Origin of the sequence: Pseudomonas sp. 8O (assembly GCF_902506495.1) — a bacterium.
Classification (GTDB): domain Bacteria; phylum Pseudomonadota; class Gammaproteobacteria; order Pseudomonadales; family Pseudomonadaceae; genus Aquipseudomonas; species Aquipseudomonas chaetocerotis.
In genome coordinates, this window is the sequence record NZ_LR733264.1 from 2,180,781 (window position 1) to 2,206,609 (window position 25,829).

The window sequence follows — 25,829 nt, forward strand, 5'->3', positions numbered from 1 at the left end:
CCCCGGAATTGTTCACGTGCTACAACTCTTGCGCTTCTGTTCTCTGCCATTGGTGGTCTTGGCTGGCGGTACCGCCCTGGCCGACGAGTCCGCTGTCGATCTCCCCGCTGTCACCGTCCAGGCGCAAGCCGCGGAGGAGGGCGAGACCACGCTGCACACGCCGACCACGTCCGGCTCACGCCTCGATCTGTCGGCGATGGAAACGCCGGCCAGCACCACCAGCCTGAGTGGCGCCGAGGTACGCGAGCGCAACAACCGCAGCGTGCAGGATGCCGTGACCCGCACGCCGGGCATCAGCAGCATCGGCACGCCGGGCAATGGCGGTACGGCGCTGTCGGCACGCGGTTTCAGCGGACATGCCTCGACCATGCAACTGTACGACGGCACTCGCCAGTACATCGGCGCGGGTACGGTGACCTTCCCGGTGGACACCTGGTCGGTGCAGCGCATCGACGTGCTGCGTGGCCCGGCGTCGGTGCTCTATGGCGAAGGCGCCACCGGCGCGGTGATCAACGTGGTGCCGAAGAAGCCCTTCGCAGGCGAGGTTCGCAACCAGCTGCGCCTCGGCTACGGCAACGACGACCGCCGTCAGGCCGCGCTGGACAGCGGTGGTTCGCTGAGCGATTCGTTGAGCTACCGCTTCAACGTCAACCAACAGGCCAGCAATGGTTGGGTCGACCGTGGTGATTCGGACAGCGTTGCGCTCAGCGCTGCCCTGCGTTGGGACGCCAGTGACGACCTGAGCTTCACCCTCTCCCACGACCATGGCGACCAGAGCCCGCTGCGTTATCTCGGCACGCCGCTGGTGGCTGGCAAGTACCGCAAGAGCATCCGCGAGCGCAACTACAACGTCGCCAACGCCGACATTCGCTATAACGACCAGATCACCCGCCTGACCACCGACTGGCGCATCAACGATGCACTGAGTGCCAGCAACCAGCTCTACTACATCAAGACCCAGCGTTACTGGCGCAACGCCGAAGCCTACCGCTGGCAGCCGGGCGATACGGTCGAGCGCAGCGAGTTCTACGAGATCAAGCACACCCAGGAGCAGGTCGGCGACCGCCAGACCTTCACCCTCGACCACGCCCTGTTCGGCCTCGACAGCCGAACCTTGGTCGGTGTGGATTACAACCGCATCCACTTCGCCCGTCAGCACGATTTCGCCAGCAGCTTCAGTGACAGCGTGCCGCTGGCCGGCTCCGGTGGCGGTCAGTACCAGAGCACCGACCCGCGCGGTTACGGGCCGCGTGAGCGCAACCTGGCCCGGCAGTTCTCGCTGTTCGCCGAGAACCGTACTCAGCTCAGCGAGCGCCTGTCGCTGGTTACTGGCGTGCGTCGTGACCAGGTGCATATCCAGCGCGACGATCTGCTGAGCGATAGCCGCGTAGACCGCAGCCTCAGTGGCGGCAACTGGCGTGTCGGCCTGGTCTTCGCGCTGACGCCCGATCTGTCGCTGTACGGCCAGTACGCCACCAGCACCGAAGGGGTGAACAACCTGCTGACCCTCAGCCCGAGCCAGCAGCAATTCGACCTGAGCAAAGCCAGGCAGAGCGAAATCGGCCTCAAGCAGATGTTCTGGAATGGTCAGGGCGAGTGGACGCTGGCCGCCTACCACATCGTCAAGAAGAAGCTGCTCAGCCGCGAAACCCCGAGCTCGCCCACCGAGCAGATTGGCCAGCAGTCTTCCGATGGTCTGGAAGCCACGTTGGAACTGGCGCTGGGTCAGGGCTGGCAGGTGTCGGCCAACGCCGCGTTCGTGCGTGCCGAGTACGACGACTTCGTCGAAGGCGGTGGTGACCGCAGCGGCAATCGCCCAACCAACGTGCCCAAGCGCACTGCCAACCTGTGGCTGAACAAGGCGCTTGGCGGCGGGATGGACGCTGGCATCGGCGCGCGTTATGTCGATGCGCGTTACGCCGATACGGCCAACACCGCCAAGGTGCCCGGCTATACCGTGGTCGACGCCACTATCGGCTGGCAGGTATTGCCGGACGTACGCCTGGGCCTGGAGCTGAACAACCTGTTCGACCGCCAGTACGCCACCAGCGCCAGCAGCGACGGCGAGCAGTGGTACCTGGGGGCGCCGCGCTCGTTCTTCGTCACCGCGGACTACAGCTTCTGATGGGTCGCCTGCGCATCCGCGAGCTGGCCTGGTCGCCTGATGGGCAGCGCCCGCTGCTCGACGGCATCGACCTGGACGTTGGCGACGGCGAGTTGCTGGGGCTGATCGGCCCCAACGGCAGTGGCAAGACCAGCCTGCTGCGTTGCGCCTACCGCTTCCAGCAGCCCAGCGTCGGCTGCGTCGAGCTGGACGGCGAGGCGCTGTGGCAGCGCTCGCCGCGCTGGAGCGCGCAGCGAGTGGCGGTGGTGCTGCAGGAGTTTCCGCAGGATTTCGGCCTGCGTGTGCATGAGGTGGCGGCCATGGGCCGCACGCCGCACAAGGGCCTGTTCGATGGCGACGATGCCGACGACCAGCGCCTGGTCAGCGAGGCGCTGGCGCGGGTCGGCCTCGCTGCGCTGGCGCGGCAGCCTTTTGCCCAGCTGTCCGGCGGTGAGAAGCAGCGTGCGCTGCTCGCCCGCGCCCTGGTGCAACAGCCGCAATTGTTGATTCTCGACGAGCCGACCAACCACCTCGACCCGCGTTACCAACTCGAACTGCTCGGCCAGATCAAGGCGCTGGGCCTGGCCACACTGGCCAGCTTCCACGACCTCAACCTGGCCGCAGCCTTCTGCGACCGTCTCTGCGTGCTGGATCACGGCCGTCTGGTGGCCATCGGTACGCCCGCCGACGTGCTCACCGCCGAGCTATTGCTGCAGGTGTTCGGTGTGCAGGCGCTGGTCGATACCCATCCACTGGCGGGTCATCCGCGTATTACCTGGATAGTCTGATGAGTCTGTGTCATTCGCGGCTGAAGCCGCTCCTACCCACGCTCGTGCTGTCGGCGTTGCTGCTGGCCAGCCCCGCCTGGGCCGTCACCGTCACCAGCTGCGACCGCCAACTGACCATCGAGCAGCCGCCGCAGCGTGCGGTCAGCCACGACATCACCCTGACCGCCATGCTCCTGGCCCTGGGCCTGAAGGAGCGCATGGTCGGCTACAGTGGTGTCAGTGGCTGGAAGACGCCGACGCCGGAGCTGCAGGCCGATCTGGATGATCTGCCCGAACTGGCCGCGCGTTATCCCTCGCTGGAGAACCTGCTGGGCGCGGGCGCCGATTTCGTCTTCGCCGGGTGGAACTACGGCATGCGCATCGGCGGCGAGGTCACCCCGGCCAGCCTGGAGCGCTTCGGCATTCCGGTGTATGAGCTGAGCGAGTCCTGTGCGCATGTCATGCCGGGTCGCGTCGCCAGTCTCGATGATCTGTACAACGACCTGCGCAACCTGGGCCGCATCTTCGCCGTCGAGGATCGTGCCGAAGCACTGGTGCAAGGGATGCAGGCGCGCGTGGCCGCAGTCAGTACGCAGCTCGGTGAGCAGCCGACGCGTCCGCGCGTATTTGTTTATGACAGCGGCGAAGACGTGCCCTTCAGCGCCGGACGTCTGGGCATGCCGCAGCCGCTGATCGAGGCGGCGGGTGGGCGCAATGTGATGGATGGGGTGGCGGCCAACTGGATGAAGGTGGGCTGGGAGTCGGTGGTCGAGCAGGACCCGGAACTGATCCTGATCGTCGATTATGGTGAGCGCACGGCGGCGCAGAAGCGCGATTTTCTCCTGCAGCATCCGGCGCTGCAAGGCGTGACGGCGATCCGCGAGCAGCGCTTCGTGGTGCTGTCGTACCTGGCCGTCACCCCGAGCCTGGACAACGCGATGGCCATCGAGACGCTGGCGGCGGCGCTGCATCCCGAGGTCTTTGCCCGGTGAGTCGATTTCGTCTGTTGCTGCTCGGGTTGACCGCGCTGCTGGCGCTGTCCTGTGCTTTTTCGCTGGGTTTCGGTGCGGCGCAGGTGCCGCTCGAGCACGTGCTGGCGATCCTTGGCCAGCACCTGTTCGGTAGCGTGCCCGATGCGGCGGTGAGCGTCGGCCAGGACAGCATCGTCTGGCAACTGCGCGCGCCACGGGTGCTGCTTGGCGCGCTGGTGGGCGCCGGGCTGGCGCTGGTCGGTACGGCGCTGCAGGCGGTGACGCGCAACCCGCTGGCCGATCCGCATCTGCTCGGCGTCAGTTCCGGCGCAGCCTTCGGTGCGGTGCTCGTGGTGCTCTACCTGGGCGAATTCGCCGGCCTGCTCAGCCTGCCTCTGGCGGCCTTCGCCGGTGCGTTGGCGAGCATGCTGCTGGTGCTGGCCATCGCCAGTCGTGGCGGGCGGCTGGAGAGTGATCGGCTGCTGCTGGCCGGAGTGGCGGTGTCCTTCGTGATGATGGCGGCGAGCAACCTGCTGCTGTACCTGGGCAACCCGCACGCGGCCAGCTCGGTGCTGTTCTGGATGCTCGGCGGGTTGGGGCTGGCGCGCTGGGAGCTGCTCTGGCTGCCGGCCGTGTGCCTGCTGTTGGCGTTGGCCGTGCTGCTGGGCCTGGGCCGCGCGCTGAACGCGCTGATGGCCGGCGAGCAGAGTGCAGTGAGCCTGGGTCTGGAGCCACGGCGGGTGCGCCTGCTGGTGTTCGTGGTGGCCTCGCTGCTCACCGGGGTGCTGGTGTCGCTGTCCGGCGCCATCGGTTTCGTCGGCCTGATGCTGCCGCACGTGGCGCGCTTTCTGGTCGGCGCCGAGCACCGTCGCGTGTTGCCGGTGGCGGCGCTGCTGGGGGCGCTGTTGCTGGTCTGGGTCGATGTCGCCGCGCGTACCTGGCTGGCGCCGCAGGACCTGCCCATCGGCATCGTCACCGCTGCCATCGGTGGGGTGTTCTTCGTTCTGCTGCTGCGTCGGCGCTGAGTCGCGAAAGTTTTTTCAGCGCTGCTGTAACGTCAGTTCGCCTCGTCGCTCTAGTTGAATGCCGGCACGCAAAACACCTTAGCCCGGCTAACCCAGATCATCCGAGGATACGCACATGAGCATGAAATCCACCGCTGCTACTGGTGCCGCCATCGCCTTCGCTGCTGCCAGCCTGTTCGCTGGTCTCTCAAGCACCGTAGCAGTGGCTGAAGAAGCCAAGGTACATTGTTACGGCGTCACGTCCTGCAAAGGCCAGAACGACTGCAAGACCGCCGAAAACAGCTGCAAAGGCCAGGGTGCTTGCAAAGGTCACGGCTTCAAGTCGATGACACTCGCTGAGTGCAATGCTGCAGGCGGTACTGTCGGCGAGTAAGTGAGCTGGGGCGGCCGCGCTGCGGTTGCCCCGCATCACCGAGCGAGGAGCCAGCGATGAATGCTCAACGCGGCAATCTGGGTTTCGGCCTGGGCCTGCGCAGCACCTACTACCAAGCCATTCTCGAACAACGGCCGGCGATCGACTGGTTCGAGATCGTCTCGGAAAATTACCTGGTAGCGGGCGGCAAGGCCCTCTACTTTCTCGATGCCATCGGCGAACGGTACCCGCTGGTGATGCATGGCGTGTCGCTGTCGATTGGCGGCCCGCACGAGCTGGACCGCGACTACCTGCGTCAGCTCAAGCAACTGGCTGCGCGCGTGCAGCCGGCGTGGATCTCCGATCATCTGTGCTGGAGCCGGGGCAATGCCCACCAGCTGCATGACCTGCTGCCACTGCCCTACACCGAGGAGAGCCTGCAGCATGTGGCCGCGCGGGTGCGCCAGGTGCAGGACGTGATCGAGCGGCCGCTGGTACTGGAAAACGTCTCCAGCTACCTGCGCTGCGCCGATGATCAATTCAGCGAATGGCAGTTTCTCGCCGCGCTCAGCGAGTTGAGTGGCTGTGAGCTGTTGCTGGACGTCAACAATGTCTACGTCAGCGCACGCAACCATGGTTTCGATGCCTGGACCTTTATCAGCAGCCTGCCCAAGTCGCGCATCCGTCAGTTGCACCTGGCCGGCCACAGTGATTACGGCAGCTACCTGATCGACACCCATGATCAGCCGGTCAGCGACCCGGTCTGGCAGCTTTATCAACGCACGCTGCAGCACCTCGGCCCGGTGTCCACGCTGCTGGAGCGCGACGATCATTTTCCCGATCTGGACGTGTTGCTCGACGAGCTGAATACCGCGCGCCGGTTCGCCGCTCAAGCATTGCAAGGCACGCCGCAATGCGCCTGAGTGACTGGCAGGCGCAGGTTCAGGCCTATTTGCTCAGCCCCGATGCCCAGCCCAACCCGGCCTTGCAGGCCAGCCTGTTGGGCAGCGCGGCGCTGAGTGCCGAACAGGGTCTGGCGATTTATCACAACGCTTACCGTGCGCGCCTGCTGGAAGCCTTGCGTGGTGATTTTCCGGCGGTGCATGGCTGGCTTGGTGACGACGAGTTCGACACCCTGGCCCTGGCTTATCTCGATGCGCACCCCTCGCAGCACTTCAGCCTGCGCTGGCTCGGCGCACAGCTGTCGGCGTTCATCGGTGGCTACCTGATCCCCGCGCAAGCCGCGCCGCTCAGCGAACTGGCGCAGCTGGAATGGGCTTTTACCCTGGCCTTCGATGCGCCCGAGGGCCAGCCCCTGAGCCTGACGCAGATGGCCGAACTGCCCGCCGAGGCGTGGCCGACCTTGCAAGTCCGCCTGCTGCCGAGCGTTCAGTGGCTCGAGTGCCGGCATAACAGCCTGGCGATCTGGCGTGCGTGCAAGGAGCAGGGCGACTTCCCCGGCAGCCAGCCATTGGCCGAGGTGCAGACCTGTGTGATCTGGCGCGACCAACTGATTACCCGCTATCGCAGTCTGGCCGTCGATGAAGCGGCGGCGTTGCAGGGTATGGCCGTGCAGGGTTGGTGCTTTGCCGAGTTGTGCGGCGAGCTGGCGCATCTGGGCGAACAGGCACCGGTTCAAGCGGTGAGCTGGTTGCGCCAGTGGCTGGCTGACGGCCTGCTGCAGCGGGTCGATAGCGCTCAGCCGCTGCCGGCTTAGGCATGACTACGCAATCCGCCAGCGAACTCAGGCGTACTCTGCGCCAGTCGTTTCGATCACACGCGCCGCTAGTCGCCAGGATCGAACTGCTGGAAGGGTGCAAAGGTCATCTGAGCTAGTCTCTGTAAGACGCACTCCTGGCCAGGAGAGATGACCATGCTCGCGCAATTGCCCACCGCACTTCGTGATCTACGACTGCCGCTGCGCCTGAAACTGTGGGACGGCAAGCAGATCGACCTTGGGCCCAAACCCCGGGTGACGCTGGTGGTGAAGGATCCCACGCTGGTCACGCAACTGGCTCACCCCAGCCTGGATGCACTGGGCGCTGCCTATGTCGAAGGACGGGTGGATCTGGAAGGTTCCATCGAAGAAGCCATCGCAGTTGGCGATGCGCTGAGCACGGCACTGCTCGGTGATGAATCCACACCAGCTGAGCAATACGCCGCCCACGACAAGCGCAGCGACGCCGAGGCCGTCAGCTATCACTACGACCTGTCCAACGAGTTCTACCGGCTGTGGCTGGACCGCGACATGGTCTACTCCTGCGCCTACTTCGAAACCGGCCAGGAAGACCTCGATCAGGCCCAGCAGGCGAAGCTGCGCCACCTGTGTCGCAAGCTGCGCCTGCAGCCGGGTGACAGGCTGCTCGATGTCGGCTGTGGCTGGGGCGGCCTGGCGCGTTTTGCTGCGCGCGAGTTCGGCGCCGAGGTCTACGGCATCACCCTGAGCCAGGCGCAGCTGGAGCTGGGTTTGCAGCGTGTGGCCGAAGAGGGTCTGGAGGGCCGTGTGACTCTGGAGCGCCTGGACTACCGCGACCTGCCGCAAGATGGCCGCTTCGATAAAGTGGTCAGCGTCGGCATGTTCGAGCACGTTGGACACGCCAATCTGCCGCTGTACTGTCAGCGCCTGTTCGGCGCTGTCAGGGCCGGTGGTCTGGTGATGAATCATGGCATCACCTCGCGCTTCACCGATGGCCGCCCGGTTGGTCGTGGCGCTGGCGAGTTCATCGACCGCTACGTGTTTCCGCAGGGCGAGCTGCCGCATCTGGTGACCATCAGCAAGGCGATCAGCGAGGCTGGGCTGGAGATCGTCGATGTCGAGAGCCTGCGCCTGCACTATGCGCGCACCTTGCAGCTGTGGAGCCAGGGCCTGGAGCGGCAACTGCAGAAGGCCGCGCAGTGGGTACCGGAAAAATCCCTGCGTATCTGGCGCCTGTACCTGGCCGGCTGTGCGTACGGCTTCCAGCATGGCTGGATGAACCTGCATCAGATACTGGCGGTGAAGCCGCGCGATGACGGCGGTCATGATCTGCCGTGGACACGTGCTGACCTCTATGCCTGATGGGGTAACATGCGGCTCGTTCTGATTCCGCGAGCCGCCCATGCCCTTGCCGCAGCGTCCCCGTTATCGCCCCCGCGTTCTGCTCACCGTCCTGGCGATTCTTGCCGGCCTGCTGGTGAGCCTGTGGCTGGGTGGACGCTATGCCGAGCAGCGCGCCTGGGACGAGCGCAGCGTCGAGGCGCGCGGGCAGCTGCAGCTCTATGCCCAGTCGATCCGCACCCTGGTCGAGCGCTTCAGTTCGGTACCCGAGGTGCTGGCGCTGGACAGCGACATTCGTAGCCTGCTGCGCGCACCGCATGATCGTCAGTTGCGCCTGGCGCTGAACCAGCGCCTGGAGCGACTCAACGCGGCGGCCGGCTCCACCGTGCTGTACCTGCTCGATGCCCATGGCGAAACCCTGGTGGCCAGCAACTGGCGTGACTGGAGCAGCTTCGTCGGCAACAACTACGCCTTTCGCCCTTACTTCCAGAACGCCCTGCGTGATGGCGGCGCGCGCTACTTCGCGGTAGGCGTGACCACGGGGATTCCCGGCTACTTCCTTTCTCATGTGGTGCGCGACGACAAGGGCGAGCTGCTCGGCGTGCTGGTGGTCAAGCTGGAGTTGGAAGACCTGCAGCGCGAATGGGTCGGCCAGCCTGGGGTACTGATGGTCGCCGACAGCTATCAGGTGGTGATCCTCAGCAACAAGCCGATCTGGCGCTTCCGCGCTCTGCAGCCGCTCAACGAGCAGGCGCGTGCTGAACTGGTGGAGGTGCGCCGCTATGCCGAGCAGGCGTTGCAGCCGCTGGCGCATCAGGTGCATCGGCATATCGACGCCGATGCGGATTGGGCGCGCGTGGATGGCCCTGACGGCAACCGCGATTATCTCTGGCAGCGTCTGCACATGCCCGAGGAGGGCTGGACCCTGCATCTGCTCAGCGAGCCGGTCGGCCTGGCAGACAGTGTGCGCAGCTATCGGCTGGCCGCTGCCGGCGTGTGGATGACGTTCGCCTTCCTGTTTCTGTTCCTCGCCCAGCGGCGCAAGAACCAGCGCTTGCAGGCTGGCATCCGCGAACGTCTGGAGCGCGAGGTGGCGCTGCGCACCGCCGAGTTGCGCGAAGCCCAGGACGGCCTGGTGCATGCTGCCAAGATGGCCGCGCTGGGGCAGATGTCGGCGGCCCTGGCGCATGAGATCAATCAGCCGCTGACCGCCCTGCAGATGCAGCTCGGCAGCCTGCGCCTGCTGGCGGGCAGTGGTCGGCCGGAAGCGGTGCGCGACGGTCTGCAGCGTATCGATGGTCTGCTGCAGCGCATGGCCGCGCTGACTGGTCATCTCAAGACCTTCGCCCGCAAGACCCCGGCTGGCCTCAGCGAGCGCCTGTGCCTGGGTGACGTGCTGGAGCAGGCTCTGCAACTGTTGGCGCCACGCATGCGCAGCGAGCAGGTGGAGCTGCGCACGCAGATCGATGACGAGGCCGAGGTGCTGGGTGATGCGATCCGCATCGAGCAGGTGATTCTCAACCTGCTGCACAACGCCCTCGATGCCATGGCCGACAGCGAGCCGCGTATCCTCCTGGTGCGCATCGCCCGCGAAGACGGCGACTGCCTGCTCAGCGTCGAGGACAGCGGCGGCGGCATCGCCGAGGAAACCCTGGGTCGGGTATTCGAACCCTTCTTCACCACCAAGCCGGTGGGGCAGGGGCTGGGGCTTGGGCTGGCGGTGTCCTACGGTATCGTGCGCGATCTCGGCGGCACGCTGGAGGCGCGCAATGGCGAACTGGGCGCGGTGTTTACCTTGCGTTTGCCCGCCGCGCCGTAACCCGGATGGCTGCGCGCATGCCTTGTAGGAGCCCGCTCGCGGGCGATGCTCCGCGCCACACAGGTCTATCGCCGACAAGCCGGCTCCTACACGGGGCATGCCGGCGGGTCTGGGGTGGGCTGGTGCTCTCTGCGCGGGGCTGCCTTATCGCAGTGTGCGCGGTGCGCACCGGTCGTTCCCCCGTATTGTATTCGTCGGGCTACACTGCCCGCCGTTTTGAACAGGAGGTGCCATGAGCGCTCAGGTCATAGTGGTCGACGACGAAGCGGCGATTCGCGAGGCGGTGCAGCAGTGGCTGGAGCTGTCCGGTTTCGATGTGCGTACCTGCGCCAGCGCGGCCGAAGCGCTGGCTCTGGTCGACCGCGACTTCCCCGGCATCGTCGTCAGCGATGTGCGCATGCCCGGCAGCGATGGCCTGCAACTGCTCGACAAGCTGCTGCAGGTGGACACCGACCTGCCGGTGATCCTCGTCACCGGTCACGGTGATGTGCCCATGGCAGTGCAGGCGCTGCGTCAGGGCGCTTATGACTTCATCGAGAAACCCTTCACCCCCGAGCGTCTGCTCGACAGCGTGCGGCGCGCGCTGGACAAGCGCCGGCTGGTCTGCGAGAACCGCCAGCTGCGTCGGCAGGTGGCCGACAAGGGCCGTATCGAGAGCCAGCTGATCGGTATTTCGCGGTCGATGGAAAATCTGCGTCGGCAGATCCTCGAGTTGGCCGGTACCTCGGTCAATGTGCTGATCCGTGGCGAGACAGGCAGCGGCAAGGAGCGCGTGGCGCGCAGCCTGCACGACTTCAGCCCGCGTGCCAGCAAAGCCTTCGCGGCGCTGAACTGTGCGGCGATTCCTGAGACTATCTTCGAAAGCGAGCTGTTCGGCCACGAGAGCGGCGCTTTCACCGGCGCCCAGGCGCGGCGCATCGGCCGTATCGAGCATGCCGATGGCGGGACTCTGTTTCTCGACGAGGTGGAGAGTCTGCCGCTGGCGCAACAGGTCAAACTGCTGCGCGTGCTGCAGGAAAAGACCCTGGAACGCCTCGGCTCGAACAAGAGCATCCAGGTCGATTTGCGGGTAATCAGTGCGGCCAAGCCGGACCTGCTCGACGAGGTCAAGGCCGGGCGTTTTCGCGAGGACCTGGTGTATCGCCTGAACGTCGCCACCCTGCATATTCCGCCGCTGCGTGAGCGCCGCGAGGACATTCCCCTGCTGTTCGATCATTTCGCCCACGAGGCGGCGCTGCGTCATGGGCGCGAAGCGCCGCCACTGGCCCCGAGCGAGCTGGCGCGGTTGCTCGGTCATGACTGGCCGGGCAATGTGCGTGAGCTGATCAACGCTGCCGAGCGCCATGCCCTGGGGCTTTCCAGCCCACCGCCGGCCGAGCGTTTCGCCGGCCAGGCGTTGGCGCAGCAGATGGAGGCCTTCGAAGCGCAATGTCTGCACAACGCCCTGCTGCAATGCCAGGGCAACATCGCCGCTGTCATGGAAATGCTGCAGCTGCCGCGCCGCACCCTCAACGAGAAGATGCAGCGTCATGGCCTGGCACGCGGTGATTACCTGCCGGGCGGCGAAGAGTAGACGGGCGGGGCATATGTAAGGTGCGCGGTGCGCCCCTGGTGCCACGCTCTCGAGCCAGCCGGTGCGCGCGGCGCACCCTACGGTCTGGCGAGCAGCCGTAACCCGGATGCGATCCGGGAGGTAGCGATCACCTCATTCTCGGATTGCGTCCGGTTACCTGGTGAGCGGATTGTTGCCTATGCTCGCTCGGGTGTAAGCGGTTTCCCGCTCAGTGACCCATTGGTCTATCGATAAAACCCCTCTATCTCGGGCTTTTCAGCCCCTGGCACGGCATCTGCTATGACAGTTGTAGCCGCGCAGCATCTTGCCGACGTGGCGACCATAACAACGACAAGAGGTCAGCCCATGAACTGCCATGTCCCTCGCGCCATGCCGCATTCGCTGCCGTGCATGGGTCTCCGTGCTGCGCCTGCCGCGGCTCTTGTCCGAAGCTGCACCCTGCGCTGCTGATCGCGCAATGTCGACGCCGCCTGTGCGGCGTCGTCTAGAGTGAAACTCTGCATACAGCCAATAACAACGACGGAGATACTTCCATGCGACTGACCAAGAAACTCAGCCTGTTTGCCGCCGCCGCGGCCATCACTGCCAGCACCGCTGTGCTTGCCGCCCCGACCTTCATCAACGTGCTCACCGGTGGTACCAGCGGTGTGTACTACCCGATCGGCGTAGCCCTGTCGCAGCTCTACAGCAACGGCATCGAGGGCTCCAAGACCTCGGTCCAGGCGACCAAGGCGTCGGTGGAAAACCTCAACCTGCTGCAAGCCGGTCGTGGCGAGCTGGCTTTCGCCCTCGGCGACTCGGTAGCCGATGCCTGGAACGGCGTCGAAGACGCTGGCTTCAAGGCGCCGCTGAAGAAAATCCGCGCCATTGCCGGTACCTACCCGAACTACATCCAGATCGTTGCCAACGCCGAATCCGGCATCAAGACCCTGGAAGACCTCAAGGGCAAGCGCATCTCTGTCGGCGCGCCGAAGTCCGGTACCGAGCTCAATGCTCGCGCCATCTTCAAAGCGGCTGGCCTGACCTACGAGGACATGGGCAAGGTCGAATTCCTGCCGTACGCCGAGTCGGTCGAGCTGATCAAGAACCGCCAGTTGGACGCCACCCTGCAGTCCTCGGGCCTGGGCATGGCCGCCATTCGTGACCTGGCTTCGACCATGAAGATCAGCTTCGTTGCCATTCCGGCCGAAGTGACTACCAAGATCGACAACGCTGCCTACCAGGCTGCCACCATCCCGGCCGGTACCTACGATGGCCAGGACGCCGACGTACCTACCGTCGCCATCACCAACATCCTGGTCAGCCATGAAGGCGTTTCCGACGAAGTGGCCTACCAGATGACCAAGCTGATGTTCGACAACCTCGGCCGTCTGGGCACCGCTCACTCCGCCGCTCAGGACATCAAGCTGGAAACCGCCACCAAGAACCTGCCGATCCCGCTGCACCCGGGTGCCGAGCGCTTCTACAAGGAAGCTGGCGCGCTGTAATGATGGCTCGGACCGTGGTGCCTGCGCCACGGTCCGGTCTTCACAGAATCGCGAATAAAACCGGCGTTCATGGACGGTGGGTTTTGTTGGCGACTCTGTCCCCGTATCGAAGTAGTCATGAGGTTTGCACTCCATGAGTGAGCAGAATCAGGGTATGGGCGCCAGCCCGTCCGACTGGCCGAAGGCGTTGTTCGCCGTCGCGCTGCTGTTTTCCATCTTCCAGATCGTTACCGCGGCCTTCCACCCGGTATCTACCCAGGTGCTGCGCGCTGTGCACGTCGGCTTTCTGTTGCTGGTGGTTTTCATCAGCATCCCGGCTTTCGGCGCCAAGCGTCCCTGGCAGCCCCTGGCCTGGCTGCTGGGCCTGGCCGGCATGGCCACGGCGGTCTACCAGTGGTACTTCGAGGCGGATCTGATCCAGCGCTCGGGCGACCTGACCACGGGCGACATGATCATCGGCCTGATCCTGATCGCGCTGGTGTTCGAAGCTGCCCGCCGGGTCATGGGCATCGCCCTGCCGATCATCTGCGCGCTGTTCCTCGCCTACGGCATGCTCGGTCAGTACCTGCCGGGCGAGCTGATGCATCGCGGTTACGGCTTCGACCAGATCGTCAACCAGTTGGCCTTCGGTACCGAGGGCCTCTACGGCACGCCGACTTACGTCTCGGCGACCTACATCTTCCTGTTCATCCTGTTTGGCGCCTTCCTCGAGCAGGCCGGGATGATCAAGCTGTTCACCGACTTCGCCATGGGTCTGTTCGGCCACAAGGTCGGCGGCCCGGCCAAGGTGTCGGTGGTGTCCTCGGCGCTGATGGGCACCATCACCGGTTCCGGTGTGGCCAACGTGGTCACCACCGGCCAGTTCACCATCCCGCTGATGAAGCGTTTCGGCTACCGCCCGGCCTTCGCCGGTGGCGTCGAGGCAACCTCGTCGATGGGCAGCCAGATCATGCCGCCGATCATGGGCGCCGTGGCCTTCATCATGGCCGAGACCATCAACGTGCCCTTCTTCGAAGTGGCCAAGGCCGCGCTGATCCCGGCGTTGCTGTACTTCGGCTCGGTGTTCTGGATGGTTCACCTGGAGGCCAAGCGCGCCAACCTGCGTGGCCTCCCCAAGGAAGAATGTCCGAACCCGTGGAAGGCCGTACGCGAACGCTGGTTCCTGCTGATCCCGCTGTTCATCCTCATCTACCTGCTGTTCTCCGGTCGTACCCCGCTGTTCTCCGGTACCGTCGGCCTGGCCTTGACCGCCATGGTCATCCTTGGCTCGGCGATCATCCTGCAGGTTTCGTCCAAGGCCATGCGCTTCGCCTTCTGGATTGCCCTGGGCGTGCTCTGTGCCGGCTTCTTCCAGCTCGGTATCGGCGTGGTGTTCGGCGTTATCGCCCTGTTGGTGGCGATCTGCTGGTTCGTCAAAGGCGGCCGTGAAACCCTGACCCTGTGTCTGCATGCGCTGGTCGAAGGTGCGCGTCATGCCGTACCGGTCGGTATCGCCTGCGCCCTGGTCGGCGTGATCATCGGCGTGGTGTCGCTGACCGGGGTGGCCTCCACCTTCGCCGGCTACATCCTCGCCATCGGCCAGGACAACCTGTTCCTGTCGCTGGTGCTGACCATGCTGACCTGCCTGGTGCTGGGCATGGGTATCCCGACCATCCCCAACTACATCATCACCAGCTCGATCGCCGCGCCGGCGCTGCTGGAGCTGGGCGTGCCGCTGATCGTCTCGCACATGTTCGTCTTCTACTTCGGCATCATGGCCGACCTCACGCCGCCGGTGGCACTGGCCTGCTTCGCCGCAGCGCCAATTGCCAAGGAGCGTGGTCTGAAGATCAGCCTGTGGGCGATCCGCATCGCCGTGGCCGGCTTCGTCGTGCCCTTCATGGCGGTCTACTCGCCCGCGTTGATGCTGCAGGGCGATAGCCTGTTGGCGACCTTCTACGTGCTGTTCAAGGCCGCGCTGGCCATCGGCATCTGGGGCGTGGTGTTCACCGGCTTCCTGCAGGCCAAGTTGACCTGGTGGGAGCGCATTCTGGGGCTGGCCGCTGGCGCCAGCCTGATTCTCGCCACCCCGATCAGTGACGAGATCGGCTTTGCCCTCAGTGCCATCTTCATCGGTCAGCACGTCTGGCGCGCCCGTCGTGCCGAGGCAGCGACAGCGTGATCGGTCTGTGCCTGGGATTGGCCGGCGCGGTATGGGCAGAGTTGCCCACGCCGGCCTTCACCCTGGCCTGGACCCACACCATCGAGAAGATTCGCTGGGAAGAGGATTACCGCGTCACCGCCGAGGGCTTGGTGCTTGGCGAGGCGCGGGTCAAGGGTTCCGGCGCCGGAATGGAAATTCCCGACGGCGCCGAACTGCGCAATGGCAGCTGGCACTACCAGCGTCAGCTACCGCCTTTGCAACCCCTGCGAGTCGGGCGTACGCCTGAAGCCGGGGATTACCAACTGTGTTTCAACCAGCGTTGTCGCCCGATGAGCGACTGGCTCGGCCCGCCACAAGCGAGCCAGCCGGCGTTGGAACTCTGGAGCTGTGAGCTGAGCTCCCCCGCACCTGACGCGGGTTAGGTTCGCCAGAGCGGACCCAGGCTTCCGGCGCCACAAGTGCCGGTGGAAAGAAAGAAGAGAACCCCCATGCGGCGCAGGTCGGTGGGGGTTTTGTTCGTCCGGTGCGCAGCGACTAGGCTTTATGGACCACCGTCAGGAGCATCGTCATGCGCCCCATACCCCGTTTCGCCCTGCCTATCACCTTCTGCCTGTTGCCGGCTTCGGCCAGTGCCCTGGATATGCTGCCTGGAGTCTGGGAAGTCAGCACGGACAGCATGCAGGTTGGTGGTCAGATCGTCCCCGGCACTCGGGAGATGTTGGAACAGTTGCAGAGTTTGCCACCCGATAGCCGTCAGAGGGCGGAGGCCGGGTTTGCCAAACAGGGTTTCAAGCTGGTTGCCGGCGGGATGCAGAGGTGTCTGACTGCGGAGCAGATCGAGGCCCAGGACATCCCCTTGTACGCCCCCAAGTCAGGCTGCAGTTATGAAACTCTCGACCGCAGCGCGACGCTGTGGAAATTCAGCTTCGTCTGCCACGAATCCCAGGGCGAAGGCGAGATCCTTTTCGCCAGCAATAAGGCGTTCACCATCCAGACCCGCGGCACCTATAGTCGCGAGCCCTTCAGCATGGAAGGCCGCGCGCGCTGGGTGAGCGCGGACTGCGGCAGCTTGGGCGGGCAATGATCTTCAATTTTAATGTAAGTAATTCTCATTGACGGGTTGGGCATTTTGCTGCGAGAATTTTGTCGATAATTATTTGCATTTGCGATTGGCAAGTGCCTGCCAGGGAAGCACTCGGCTGCAAAGGGATTGTCAGCGGCTATCGACAGCGCATCAGGAGACCGTCCCTTGTTCAGCAGAAAAACCCACCTGGCCGTGGCGATTGCGGCCGCCTGCAGTTTCAATCAAACCCTGGCCGCCGAGCAGGAGCAGCTCGAACTCGATGCCCAGACCGTGGTTGGCAGCAGTGCGGTGGCCGAGGTCGATAGCTACAAATCCACACCCAGCAGTGCTGCGACCAAGCTCGACCTGACTCCGCGGCAGACGCCGCAGTCGATCTCCACCCTGAGCGGCGCTCAGTTGCGCGACTTCAAGCTCACCAGCGTCAACGACGCGCTCAAGGCCGTGCCGGGCGTGCAGGTGCAGGAAGTCGAAACCGACCGCACCTACTACACCGCCCGTGGTTTCGACATCACCAACTTCCAGTACGACGGTATCTCCGTGCCCTTTGTCTATGGCAACGTCGAGGGCGATCTGGATACCGCCATGTACGAGCGTGTGGAAGTCATTCGCGGCGCCAATGGCCTGATCTCCGGCACCGGCAACCCTTCGGCGACCGTCAATTTCGTGCGCAAGCGGCCAACACTGGCACCACAGGCTCGGGTGGACCTGACCGCCGGTTCCTGGGACAAGCGCCGTATCGATACCGACGTATCCGGCGCGCTCAATGATGCCGGTACCGTACGGGGACGTGTGGTGTACGCCAACGAAAACAAGAACTCCTATCTCGACCGCTATTCGCGCGAGAAGAACGTGTTCCATGGCGTGCTGGAGTTCGATCTGGACGACCGCACTATCTTCACCCTCGGCCACACTCTGCAGACCAGCGACGCCAATTCGCCGATGTGGGGCGCTTTGCCGCTGGTGTATCAGGACGGCGGCAAGACCAATTACTCGCGCTCTACCAGCACCTCCACCGACTGGGCTTACTGGGACAACCAGGAAAACCGTACCTTCGCCGAACTGGCGCATACCTTCGACAACGGCTGGCAGGCCAAGACCGTGGTTACCCATGTGGAGAAGAAAAGCGACGGCTCGATGTTCTACGTCTACGGCACACCCAATCGCACGACCGGTGCCGGTCTGTACTCCTATCCGTCCGAGTACAGCGAGAAGAACAAACAGCTGATCGTCGATGTGCAGGCCAGTGGCCCGTTCAACCTTGCCGGGCGCCAGCATGAGGCGGCCCTCGGTGGCAGCTGGTCGCGCTCCGAGTTGGAGGACTTGTCCTGGTATGACTCGAGCACCGGCACCATGCTGCCGCCGCTGGAGCAGTGGAGCGGCGACTACCCGAAACCGCGTAATGACAATGGCAGCGCCGGCAGTGACTTCACCGATCGCATGAAGAGCGTCTACGGTGCTGCGCGCTGGAGTCTGACGGATGACTTGAGCCTGATCACCGGCGCTCGCGTGATCGACGTGAAGAGCGACGGCACCAACTACGGTCTGGCCAAGTCGTCGAAGAACAGTGGCAAGGTCGTGCCCTATGCCGGTGTGGTCTATGACCTCAACGAGCAGTACTCGGTCTACGCCAGCTACACCGAAATCTTCACCCCGCAAACCAAGACCGACTTGACGGGCTCACGTCTGGCGCCGTTGGAAGGGGTGAACTACGAAGCCGGGATCAAGGGCGAGCTGTTCGACGACAAGGTCAATGTGGCGCTCTCGGTGTTCCGTACCGAGCAGGACAACTTCGCCGAGCAGGCTGGCATGATCGGTTCGGTTGCCTACTACCGCGCCATTGAAGGCCTGACCAGTGAAGGCTATGAGCTGGAGTTCTCCGGTGAACCGCTGGACGGTCTGCAGCTCAGCGCTGGCTACACCTTCGTCGACATCACCAATGCCGACGGCGGGCATGCCGTGACCTACTCGCCCAAACACATGATCAAGGCGGCCGCTACCTACCGTATCCCGGGTATGGAGAAACTCAAGGTCGGCGCCGCAGTGCGCTGGCAGGACGATATCAAGATCGCCGTGCCGCTGACTGCCGACGACGGTTTCACCTCTATCGGCACTGCCGATGCCGAGCAGAAGGCCTACGCCGTGGTCGACCTGATGGCCAGCTACGACATCGACTCGAACTGGAGTGTGTCGGCCAACCTCAACAACCTCACCGACGAAAAGTACCTGAGCAGCCTGTACTGGACTCAGGCCTATTACGGTGCCCCGCGTAATGCCAGCATGAGCGTCAGCTGGAAGTACTGATCCGCCGCCGTGCCACGGGCCTACTTACAGCCCGTGGCGGCGGCGGATTTCTCCCACCAGCGCGGCTCGCTCTTCGAGAAAACGGTTGAACGCCTCGATCAGTTGCGGATGGTGGATGCTCGACAGGTAGTAGTGATCTTCCACGTGCGGTAGCTCTGGGTCGAACACCAGGCTGTCGGCGGCCATGCGCATCTGCCTGAGTTGGTGAGCCACTACCCTGGGGTTGAGGTAGACCCCGTCGACGCGGTCGCTGCCTGCCATGCGCAGCAACGAGTCGATCTGATTGGCCTGGATCAGGCGGATTTTTCCGGCACGAATGTCCTGTAGATAGGGCCAGGGAGTAAAGCCGTTCTGCGTGCCGAGCAATTCGATACGCTGCTGGCCCTGGCCGAGGTGCTGCGGCTTGACCAGGATGCCGTCTATGTAGGGCGCAGCCGGGGCGCTGTAGTGGATGCGCTGGCCGGCTTTCTGGTCGGCGTTCCATTGTGGGTGGTCGGGGAACTTGAGGTCGACCCGGCCGGACAGAAAATCACCGAGCAGGCGCCTCACCGGTAGCGGCGAGTAGATGAAGCGGTAGCCGTACTCGGCGGCGAAAGCGTCCAGCAAATCGCGTGCATAGCCACGGTATTCGCCGTTCTCCACATCCGAATAAGGCTGATAGGGCTGCAGTTCGACACCGACGTGAATTTCCTCCTGCGCCGGAGCGGGCAGGATGAACAGGCAGAGCAGCAGGGCAAAGCATCTGGTCATGGCAGGCAGATTCTCGCTGACAGCTAACAGCGGCTGGCCTGATAACCATAGCCGTGCCTCAGAGCCTGTTCAAAGTCTTGCAGGCATCAGGTCGGCGCAACTCTCAGAGAATCGGCGAGATCAGCCGTGCGACGCGCATGCCGAGTCGCTGTAGACGGTGCAGGTTGCGCCGGTCGGCGTTGACCAGTTCGCGTGAGCGGCTGAAATCTTCTTCCAGCATGTTCGCCACCTGAGCGTTGAAGCCTTCGTCGAAGGTCAGCAGGCTGGCCTCGAAGTTCAGGCGGAACGAGCGGTTGTCCAGGTTGGCGCTGCCCAGCATGCTGACGTCTTGGTCTATCAACAGCGCCTTCTGGTGTAGGAACCCCGGTTGGTAACGGAAGATGCGCACGCCAGCGCGCAGCGCTTCGAAGGCATACAGGCTGGAGGCGGCGTAGACGATGCGGTGGTCAGGGCGCGACGGCAGCAGCAGGCGCACGTCCACGCCGCGCATCACCGCCAGGCGCAGGGCGGCGAACAGCGCCTCGTCGGGCACGAAGTAGGGGCTGCTCAGCCACACCCGTTCGCGCGCCGCGTGAATCGCTTCGACGAACAGCAGCGAGCAGGTTTCCTGCGGGTCGGCCGGACCGCTGGCGATCACCTGGCAGAGCAGGCCGGGCTCATCCTGCTTTCTCGGCATCAGCAGCGGCGGCAGCTTCTGGCAGGCCCAGTACCAGTCCTCGGCGAAGGCTTCCTGCAGGCTGGCCACCACCGGGCCGCGTACTTCGACGTGAGTGTCGCGCCAGGGTGCCAGCGGTGGCTTCTGCCCGAGGTATTCGATGCCGACGTTGAGCCCGCCGAGAAAGCCGATCTCGCCGTCGACCACGACGATCTTGCGGTGGTTACGGAAATTCAGCTGAAAGCGGTTGAACAGACCGGAGCGAGTGGGGAAGGCGTGCACCTGCACACCGCCGCGGCGCAGGCGGTCGATGAAGGCGGCGGACAGCGAATGGCTGCCGACGCCGTCGTACAGCACGTGCACCCGCACGCCAGCGGCTGCGCGCTCCAGCAGTACGTCGTGCAGGCGTCGGCCGAGGCTGTCGTCACGGATGATGAAAAATTGCAGCAGGATCACCTGCTGGGCGCTGGCCAGGGCTGCGAAGATCGCTGCGAAGGTGGCCTCGCCATCGATCAGCAGTTCGACGCGGTTGCCGGTCAGGCCGGGTAGATGCGACAGACGTGGCAACGCGCGCAGGCGGTCGTAGGCCGGCGACAGGTGCGCTGCCTTGGCTTCCTCGACCCAGGGGCGCCAGTCCTGCTCGGCCATGGCGTGGTGCATTTCCTTGTCGGCCTGGCGCCGCGCCTTGACGTAGGCATCGAAGCGGCTGCGGCCGAACACCAGATACGGCAGCAGCGTCAGGTAGGGCATGAAGAATAGCGATAATCCCCAGGCCAGCGCGCCCTGGGCGGTGCGCACTGTCAGCACGGCGTGGATCGCGGCCAGTACGCCAAGGGCGTGGATGGTAGCGATCAGGTACGCGAACAGATGGGGGATGCCGAAATCCGCAGGCATGCAGGGTCTTCCTTTGCACAGGCTGTGTGCAGCTGACCACGGGGGTTGTGCAGCGTTCGCAAGCATCCTGCCATGGGCATCTGGAGAATGGCAGTGTCGGGCAAATTGCCACCTTTCGAGGAATTATTCGAGACTTTCATGTGTCTGTGAGTCTGAGTGAGCGGAATTCATGTGTTACCCTTTTCGGTTCGACCCGTTTGCAGGTCGTCTTTAATTGGAGGAGGGCATCCGTCCTGTTCACGCTCGTCTAGCGAGTCAAACGCATCAAGGAGCACGCCAAGTATGGGAAACGTCCCTTCGCATGACACGACCCCGCCACCCGTAGCGGAAACCCACGAAGGCATCCCGGCACCGACCGGTGAAGCCAACCTGATCGACACCGATTACGTCATCGGTCAGGACAACATCAAAGGGCAATTCGTCTTCGCCCTCGACATTCATGGCAAGGTCTTCACCATCTCCGCGCTGGTCGCGGTGATCTTCGTGATCCTCGCCCTGGCCCTGCAGAACCAGATCGAACCACTGTTCAGCGGTGTGCGCGACTGGCTCACCCACCACATGGCCTGGTTTTTCATCGGCGCCGCCAACATCTTCGTCCTGCTGTGCCTGGGCTTGATCGTCTCGCCGTTGGGCAAGGTGCGCATCGGCGGCAAGGACGCGACCCCCGACTACACCTACATGGGCTGGTTCTCCATGCTGTTCGCCGCCGGTATGGGCATCGGCCTGATGTTCTACGGCGTATCCGAACCCATGTCGCACTACAGCTCGGCGATGGGCGGCATCACTGTTGGTGAGGACGGCGTGCGTACCGACTGGGCACCGCTTGGCGGCGCCGCCGGCAACGCCGAGGAAGCCGTGCGCCTGGGTATGGCCGCGACCATCTTCCACTGGGGCCTGCACCCCTGGGCGATCTACGCCATCGTCGCGCTGGCACTGGCGCTGTTCTCGTTCAACAAGGGCCTGCCGCTGTCGATCCGTTCGATCTTCTACCCGATCCTCGGTGAGCGCGTCTGGGGCTGGCCGGGACACATCGTCGATATCCTCGCAGTGTTCGCCACCCTGTTCGGTCTGGTCACTTCGTTGGGGTTGGGCGCGGAGCAGGCGGCGGCGGGTGTGGAGTACCTGTTCGGCATTCCGGCCACGGACACCACCAAGGTACTGCTGATCGTCGCCATTACCCTGATCGCTCTGGCCTCGGTAGTCGCCGGCCTCGACAAGGGGGTCAAGCGCCTGTCGGAGATCAACATGGGCCTGGCCATGGCCCTGCTGTTGTTCGTCATCATCGTCGGGCCGACCCTGGCCATCCTCACCGGATTCTTCAAGAACCTCGGTGCCTACCTGCAGTACCTGCCGGCGCTGTCCAACCCGGTCGGCCGTGAAGACGCCAACTTCAGCCAGGGCTGGACTGCCTTCTACTGGGCCTGGTGGATCAGCTGGTCGCCGTTCGTGGGCATGTTCATCGCCCGCGTCAGCCGTGGCCGCAGCGTGCGTGAATTCCTCGTTGCCGTACTGCTGGTGCCGTCGCTGGTCTCGGTGCTGTGGATGACCGCCTTCGGTGGCACTGCCATCAACCAGCTGCTGGTGGATGGGTTCACCGGTGCGCAGGACGCTGGTCTGGAGCTGAAGCTGTTCAGCATGCTCGGCGAGATGCCGCTTACCGGCATCACCTCGTTCATCGGCATCGTGCTGGTGGTGGTGTTCTTTATCACCTCGTCGGACTCCGGATCCTTGGTGATCGACACCATCACCGCTGGCGGCAAGGTCAATGCACCGGTACCGCAGCGCGTGTTCTGGGCCAGCATCGAAGGCGTCATTGCCATCGCCCTGCTGCTTGGCGGTGGCCTGGTGGCGCTGCAGGCCATGGCCGTGTCGACGGGGTTGCCGTTCACCATCGTGCTGCTGGTGGGCTGTATTTCCATCGTCAAAGGCCTGATGAGCGAACCGCGTTAGGAATGATCTGAGAAAGCCATTTATCGTCACTCCCGCGAAGGCGGGAGCCCAGATGATTCGTAGGTTCTGGATGCCCGCCTGCGCGGGCATGACGGCTTTTTCAGTGTTTCCTTAAAAACTACGCAGCTCGCTCCCCTCTCCCATTGATGGGAGAGGGGCTCATCGCCCCGGCCACAAAGCAAAACGCCGCGAACCTGTCAGGGCCCGCGGCGTTCTCGCATCTGGCGAGAGTGCATCAGCACTCGATGATGTTCACCGCCAGGCCGCCACGGGCGGTTTCCTTGTATTTGGTCAGCATGTCCGCGCCGGTCTCGCGCATGGTCTTGATCACCTTGTCCAGGCTCACGTAGTGCGAGCCGTCGCCGTACAGCGCCATGCGCGCGGCATTGATGGCCTTCACCGAGGCGATGGCGTTGCGCTCGATGCAGGGGATCTGCACCAGGCCGCCGACCGGGTCGCAGGTCAGGCCCAGGTGGTGCTCCATGCCGATCTCGGCGGCGTTCTCGACCTGCTCCGGGGTGCCGCCGAGTACCGCGCACAGCGCGCCGGCCGCCATCGAGCAGGCCACGCCCACTTCCCCCTGGCAGCCGACTTCGGCACCGCTGATCGAGGCGTTTTCCTTGTACAGGATGCCGATGGCGCCGGCAGTCAGCAGAAAATCGATGATGCCGCGCTCGCTGGCGCCGGAAATGGCGTTGGCGTAGTAGTGCAGCACCGCCGGGATGATGCCGGCGGCGCCGTTGGTCGGTGCCGTCACCACGCGGCCACCGGCGGCGTTCTCCTCATTCACCGCCAGGGCCCAGAGGTTGACCCAGTCGAGCATGCGCAGCGGGTCTTCCAGGTAGCTGCGCTGGAAGCCGCCCAGCTTGCGCGCCAGGATCGCGGCGCGGCGGCGCACCTTGAAGCCGCCTGGCAGGATGCCCTCGGTGCGGCAGCCACGGTCAACGCAGGCCTGCATCACCTTCCAGATTTCCAGCAGGCCGGCATCGGTCTCTTCGTCGCTGCGCCAGTGACGTTCGTTGCGACGCATCACCTCGGCGATGCCAATGCCGTTCTCGCGCGCCAGGCGCAACAGGTCGGCACCGCTGCTGAATGGCAGCGGCAAGCTGGTGGCATCCGGGGCGATGACCTTGTGCCTGGAGCCGTCGGCGAGGATCGCCTCGCTGACCACGAAGCCTCCGCCCACTGAGTAATAGGTGGCCTCGTGCACCTGAATGCCGGCGGCATCGAAGGCGGCGAAACGCAGGCCGTTGGCGTGCAGCGGCAGCGCCTTGCGGAACATCTTCAGGTCGGCCTTCTCGTCGAAGGCGACGGCGTGCTTGCCGGCCAGGACGATGCGCTTGTCGCGGCGAATGGCCTCGATGTAGCCGGGCACCTGGTCCACGTCGACGGTGTCCGGCTCGTAGCCGCTGAGGCCGAGCAACACTGCCTTGTCACTGCCGTGGCCCTTGCCGGTGGCGCCCAGCGAGCCGTACAGCTCGGCGGCGACACGGGTCACCTGCGGCATGTGGCCGTGGTTCTCCAGGGCGTGGGTGAACAGCGCGGCCGCGCGCATCGGGCCGACGGTGTGTGAGCTGGAGGGGCCGATACCGACTTTGAACAGGTCGAAAACGCTGATAGCCATGGCGAGATTCTTCTTCTGTGGGCACAGCTGAAAACCGGGTTTTCAGTGATGCCTTGTATGTGGGTGAACCACGCGCCCGGTTCAGCGCGTGTGGATATCTCTATCTAAGGCCGGCTATATCATTATGTATACTGATTTATTTTTAACCTATTCGTTAGCGACCCTTAACTATTGAGAACGCGTCATGGACATCACCCGCCTGCGCACCCTGCGTGAACTGGCCCGCTGCCGCACCATGGCGGCCGCCGCCGAGTCGCTGCACCTGACGCCTTCGGCGGTTTCGCAGCAGGTTGCCCAGCTCGAACGCGAAGCGGATATGGCGCTGATCGAACGGCGCGGTCGCGGCGTGGTGCTTACCCCGGCTGGCGAGCGCCTGGTGGCGCATGCCGAACGCATCCTCATGGTGCTCGACGAAGCGCGCTCGGAGCTGGCGCTGCTGCGTGGGGAAATCGCCGGTGAGCTGCGTGTGGCCGCTTTCCCCTCGATCGCCGTGGCGGTGATAGCGGAAACCGTGCGTGCGCTGCGCAGCGCCTACCCTCGGCTGAACGTGGTGGTGCTGGAGCTGGAACCACAGGAAAGCCTCAGTGCCCTCGGCGCCTGGCAGATCGACGTGGCGGTGATCGACGACCTGGCGGTGCAGCCCGACGAGAACCGCGAGAACTACGCGCTGATTCCGCTGACTCAGGATCAGCTGCATGTCTTGCTGCCCATCGACCATGCACTGGCCAGGCGCGACAGCCTGACCATTGCCGAGCTGCGCGACGAAGCCTGGGCGCTGGATTCCACCGGCAGCTCGTTCGGCGAATTCATCACCAACCTGTGTCGCCGCTCGGGCTACGCGCCGCGCATCAATGCCCACTGCGCCGGCTTCGAGATGGTCGCGGCCATGGTCGCCTCGGGCAACTCCATCTCTATCGTCTCCGGCCTGCGCCTGGTGCGTCCATTGCCTGGCGTCACCGCCGTACCTTTGCTGCCGGATATCCAGCGCGGCGTCTTCCTCGCCTACCGCAAGGGCGAGCGCGATCACCCGGCGGTGAATGTGTTTCTCGACGAGGCGGTGTACACCGCCGACAAGGTCCTCGGCTAGCGTCATCCCGCCGTTCGAGACGCTCTGCGTCGGCGGATTCTGCCTAAACCGCAACGGACGCAGAGCGTCCTGGGCTGCATTCCCACGCGGAGCGTGGGAACGATCAGTGGGAGAGGGTGCTTCTGATGGTACCCACGTTCTGCGTGGGCACCGCCGTTCGAGACGCTCTGCGTCGGCGGATGCAGCGTAAACCGTAACGGACGCAG

The 25,829-nt window shown here is 64.4% G+C and carries 20 protein-coding genes; 17 read left to right on the forward strand and 3 right to left on the reverse strand.

Annotation, left to right across the window (positions count from 1 at the left end; translation table 11 throughout):
* The first annotated feature begins 16 nt into the window (after window positions 1-16).
* The 15 genes from GV002_RS12855 to GV002_RS12925 all read left to right on the forward strand — a co-directional run bounded on the left by GV002_RS12855 (window position 17) and on the right by GV002_RS12925 (window position 18,663).
* On the forward strand, window positions 17-2,125 hold the full coding sequence (locus GV002_RS12855) for a TonB-dependent receptor (protein WP_160018735.1): 2,109 nt from the start codon (window positions 17-19) through the stop codon (window positions 2,123-2,125).
* Window positions 2,125-2,892 (forward strand): ABC transporter ATP-binding protein, encoded by a 768-nt coding sequence (locus tag GV002_RS12860; protein ID WP_160018736.1) that lies wholly within the window; start codon window positions 2,125-2,127, stop codon window positions 2,890-2,892. The genes GV002_RS12855 and GV002_RS12860 overlap by 1 nt, the downstream gene beginning before the upstream one ends.
* On the forward strand, window positions 2,892-3,863 hold the full coding sequence (locus tag GV002_RS12865) for an ABC transporter substrate-binding protein (RefSeq protein WP_160018737.1): 972 nt from the start codon (window positions 2,892-2,894) through the stop codon (window positions 3,861-3,863). The genes GV002_RS12860 and GV002_RS12865 overlap by 1 nt, the downstream gene beginning before the upstream one ends.
* On the forward strand, window positions 3,860-4,867 hold the full coding sequence (locus GV002_RS12870; RefSeq protein WP_160018738.1) for a FecCD family ABC transporter permease: 1,008 nt from the start codon (window positions 3,860-3,862) through the stop codon (window positions 4,865-4,867). Before GV002_RS12865 ends, GV002_RS12870 begins: the two co-directional genes overlap by 4 nt.
* 115 nt (window positions 4,868-4,982) lie before the next feature.
* Entirely contained in the window at window positions 4,983-5,240 is a 258-nt protein-coding gene (locus GV002_RS12875) for a hypothetical protein (protein ID WP_160018739.1), read from the forward strand.
* A gap of 56 nt (window positions 5,241-5,296) precedes the next feature.
* Window positions 5,297-6,142, forward strand: a complete 846-nt coding sequence (locus GV002_RS12880; protein ID WP_160018740.1) for a DUF692 domain-containing protein — start codon at window positions 5,297-5,299, stop codon at window positions 6,140-6,142.
* Complete coding sequence (locus tag GV002_RS12885; protein ID WP_160018741.1) at window positions 6,133-6,936, forward strand: DNA-binding domain-containing protein; 804 nt, start codon at window positions 6,133-6,135, stop codon at window positions 6,934-6,936. The genes GV002_RS12880 and GV002_RS12885 overlap by 10 nt, the downstream gene beginning before the upstream one ends.
* 156 nt (window positions 6,937-7,092) lie before the next feature.
* Window positions 7,093-8,277 (forward strand): C17 cyclopropane fatty acid synthase CfaB, encoded by a 1,185-nt coding sequence (gene cfaB, locus GV002_RS12890; RefSeq protein ID WP_160018742.1) that lies wholly within the window; start codon window positions 7,093-7,095, stop codon window positions 8,275-8,277.
* Between the two features lie 40 nt (window positions 8,278-8,317).
* The gene (locus GV002_RS12895) at window positions 8,318-10,075 is read left to right on the forward strand and encodes a sensor histidine kinase (RefSeq protein WP_160018743.1); all 1,758 of its coding nucleotides are present in this window, start codon (window positions 8,318-8,320) and stop codon (window positions 10,073-10,075) included.
* Between the two features lie 232 nt (window positions 10,076-10,307).
* Window positions 10,308-11,648 carry a sigma-54-dependent transcriptional regulator gene (locus tag GV002_RS12900; protein WP_160018744.1) on the forward strand — a complete coding sequence of 447 codons (1,341 nt, stop codon included), beginning with the start codon at window positions 10,308-10,310 and terminating at the stop codon, window positions 11,646-11,648.
* Window positions 11,649-12,181: 533 nt separating this feature from the next.
* Window positions 12,182-13,135 carry a TAXI family TRAP transporter solute-binding subunit gene (locus GV002_RS12905; protein ID WP_160018745.1) on the forward strand — a complete coding sequence of 318 codons (954 nt, stop codon included), beginning with the start codon at window positions 12,182-12,184 and terminating at the stop codon, window positions 13,133-13,135.
* A 133-nt stretch (window positions 13,136-13,268) separates the two neighbouring features.
* Entirely contained in the window at window positions 13,269-15,296 is a 2,028-nt protein-coding gene (locus GV002_RS12910) for a TRAP transporter permease (RefSeq protein WP_160018746.1), read from the forward strand.
* The gene (locus GV002_RS12915; protein ID WP_160018747.1) at window positions 15,293-15,700 is read left to right on the forward strand and encodes a DUF1850 domain-containing protein; all 408 of its coding nucleotides are present in this window, start codon (window positions 15,293-15,295) and stop codon (window positions 15,698-15,700) included. The genes GV002_RS12910 and GV002_RS12915 overlap by 4 nt, the downstream gene beginning before the upstream one ends.
* 146 nt (window positions 15,701-15,846) lie before the next feature.
* Window positions 15,847-16,362 carry a DUF3617 domain-containing protein gene (locus GV002_RS12920; protein ID WP_160018748.1) on the forward strand — a complete coding sequence of 172 codons (516 nt, stop codon included), beginning with the start codon at window positions 15,847-15,849 and terminating at the stop codon, window positions 16,360-16,362.
* A 165-nt stretch (window positions 16,363-16,527) separates the two neighbouring features.
* Window positions 16,528-18,663, forward strand: coding sequence for a TonB-dependent siderophore receptor (locus tag GV002_RS12925; protein ID WP_160018749.1), 2,136 nt, complete (start codon window positions 16,528-16,530; stop codon window positions 18,661-18,663).
* Window positions 18,664-18,687: 24 nt separating this feature from the next.
* Here GV002_RS12925 and GV002_RS12930 read toward each other — a convergent pair whose 3' ends face one another.
* Window positions 18,688-19,413 (reverse strand): substrate-binding periplasmic protein, encoded by a 726-nt coding sequence (locus tag GV002_RS12930; RefSeq protein WP_160018750.1) that lies wholly within the window; start codon window positions 19,411-19,413, stop codon window positions 18,688-18,690.
* A 103-nt stretch (window positions 19,414-19,516) separates the two neighbouring features.
* On the reverse strand, window positions 19,517-20,962 hold the full coding sequence (gene cls, locus GV002_RS12935) for a cardiolipin synthase (protein WP_160018751.1): 1,446 nt from the start codon (window positions 20,960-20,962) through the stop codon (window positions 19,517-19,519).
* A gap of 282 nt (window positions 20,963-21,244) precedes the next feature.
* Between cls and GV002_RS12940 the strand changes: the two genes are divergently transcribed.
* The gene (locus GV002_RS12940) at window positions 21,245-22,912 is read left to right on the forward strand and encodes a BCCT family transporter (RefSeq protein WP_160018752.1); all 1,668 of its coding nucleotides are present in this window, start codon (window positions 21,245-21,247) and stop codon (window positions 22,910-22,912) included.
* Window positions 22,913-23,147: 235 nt separating this feature from the next.
* On the opposite strand, the gene GV002_RS12945 is transcribed toward GV002_RS12940, so the two are convergent.
* On the reverse strand, window positions 23,148-24,536 hold the full coding sequence (locus tag GV002_RS12945) for an L-serine ammonia-lyase (protein WP_160018753.1): 1,389 nt from the start codon (window positions 24,534-24,536) through the stop codon (window positions 23,148-23,150).
* Between the two features lie 184 nt (window positions 24,537-24,720).
* Here GV002_RS12945 and GV002_RS12950 point away from each other — a divergent pair, with 184 nt between their 5' ends.
* Window positions 24,721-25,623 (forward strand): LysR family transcriptional regulator, encoded by a 903-nt coding sequence (locus tag GV002_RS12950; protein WP_160018754.1) that lies wholly within the window; start codon window positions 24,721-24,723, stop codon window positions 25,621-25,623.
* The last annotated feature ends 206 nt before the right edge of the window (window positions 25,624-25,829 follow it).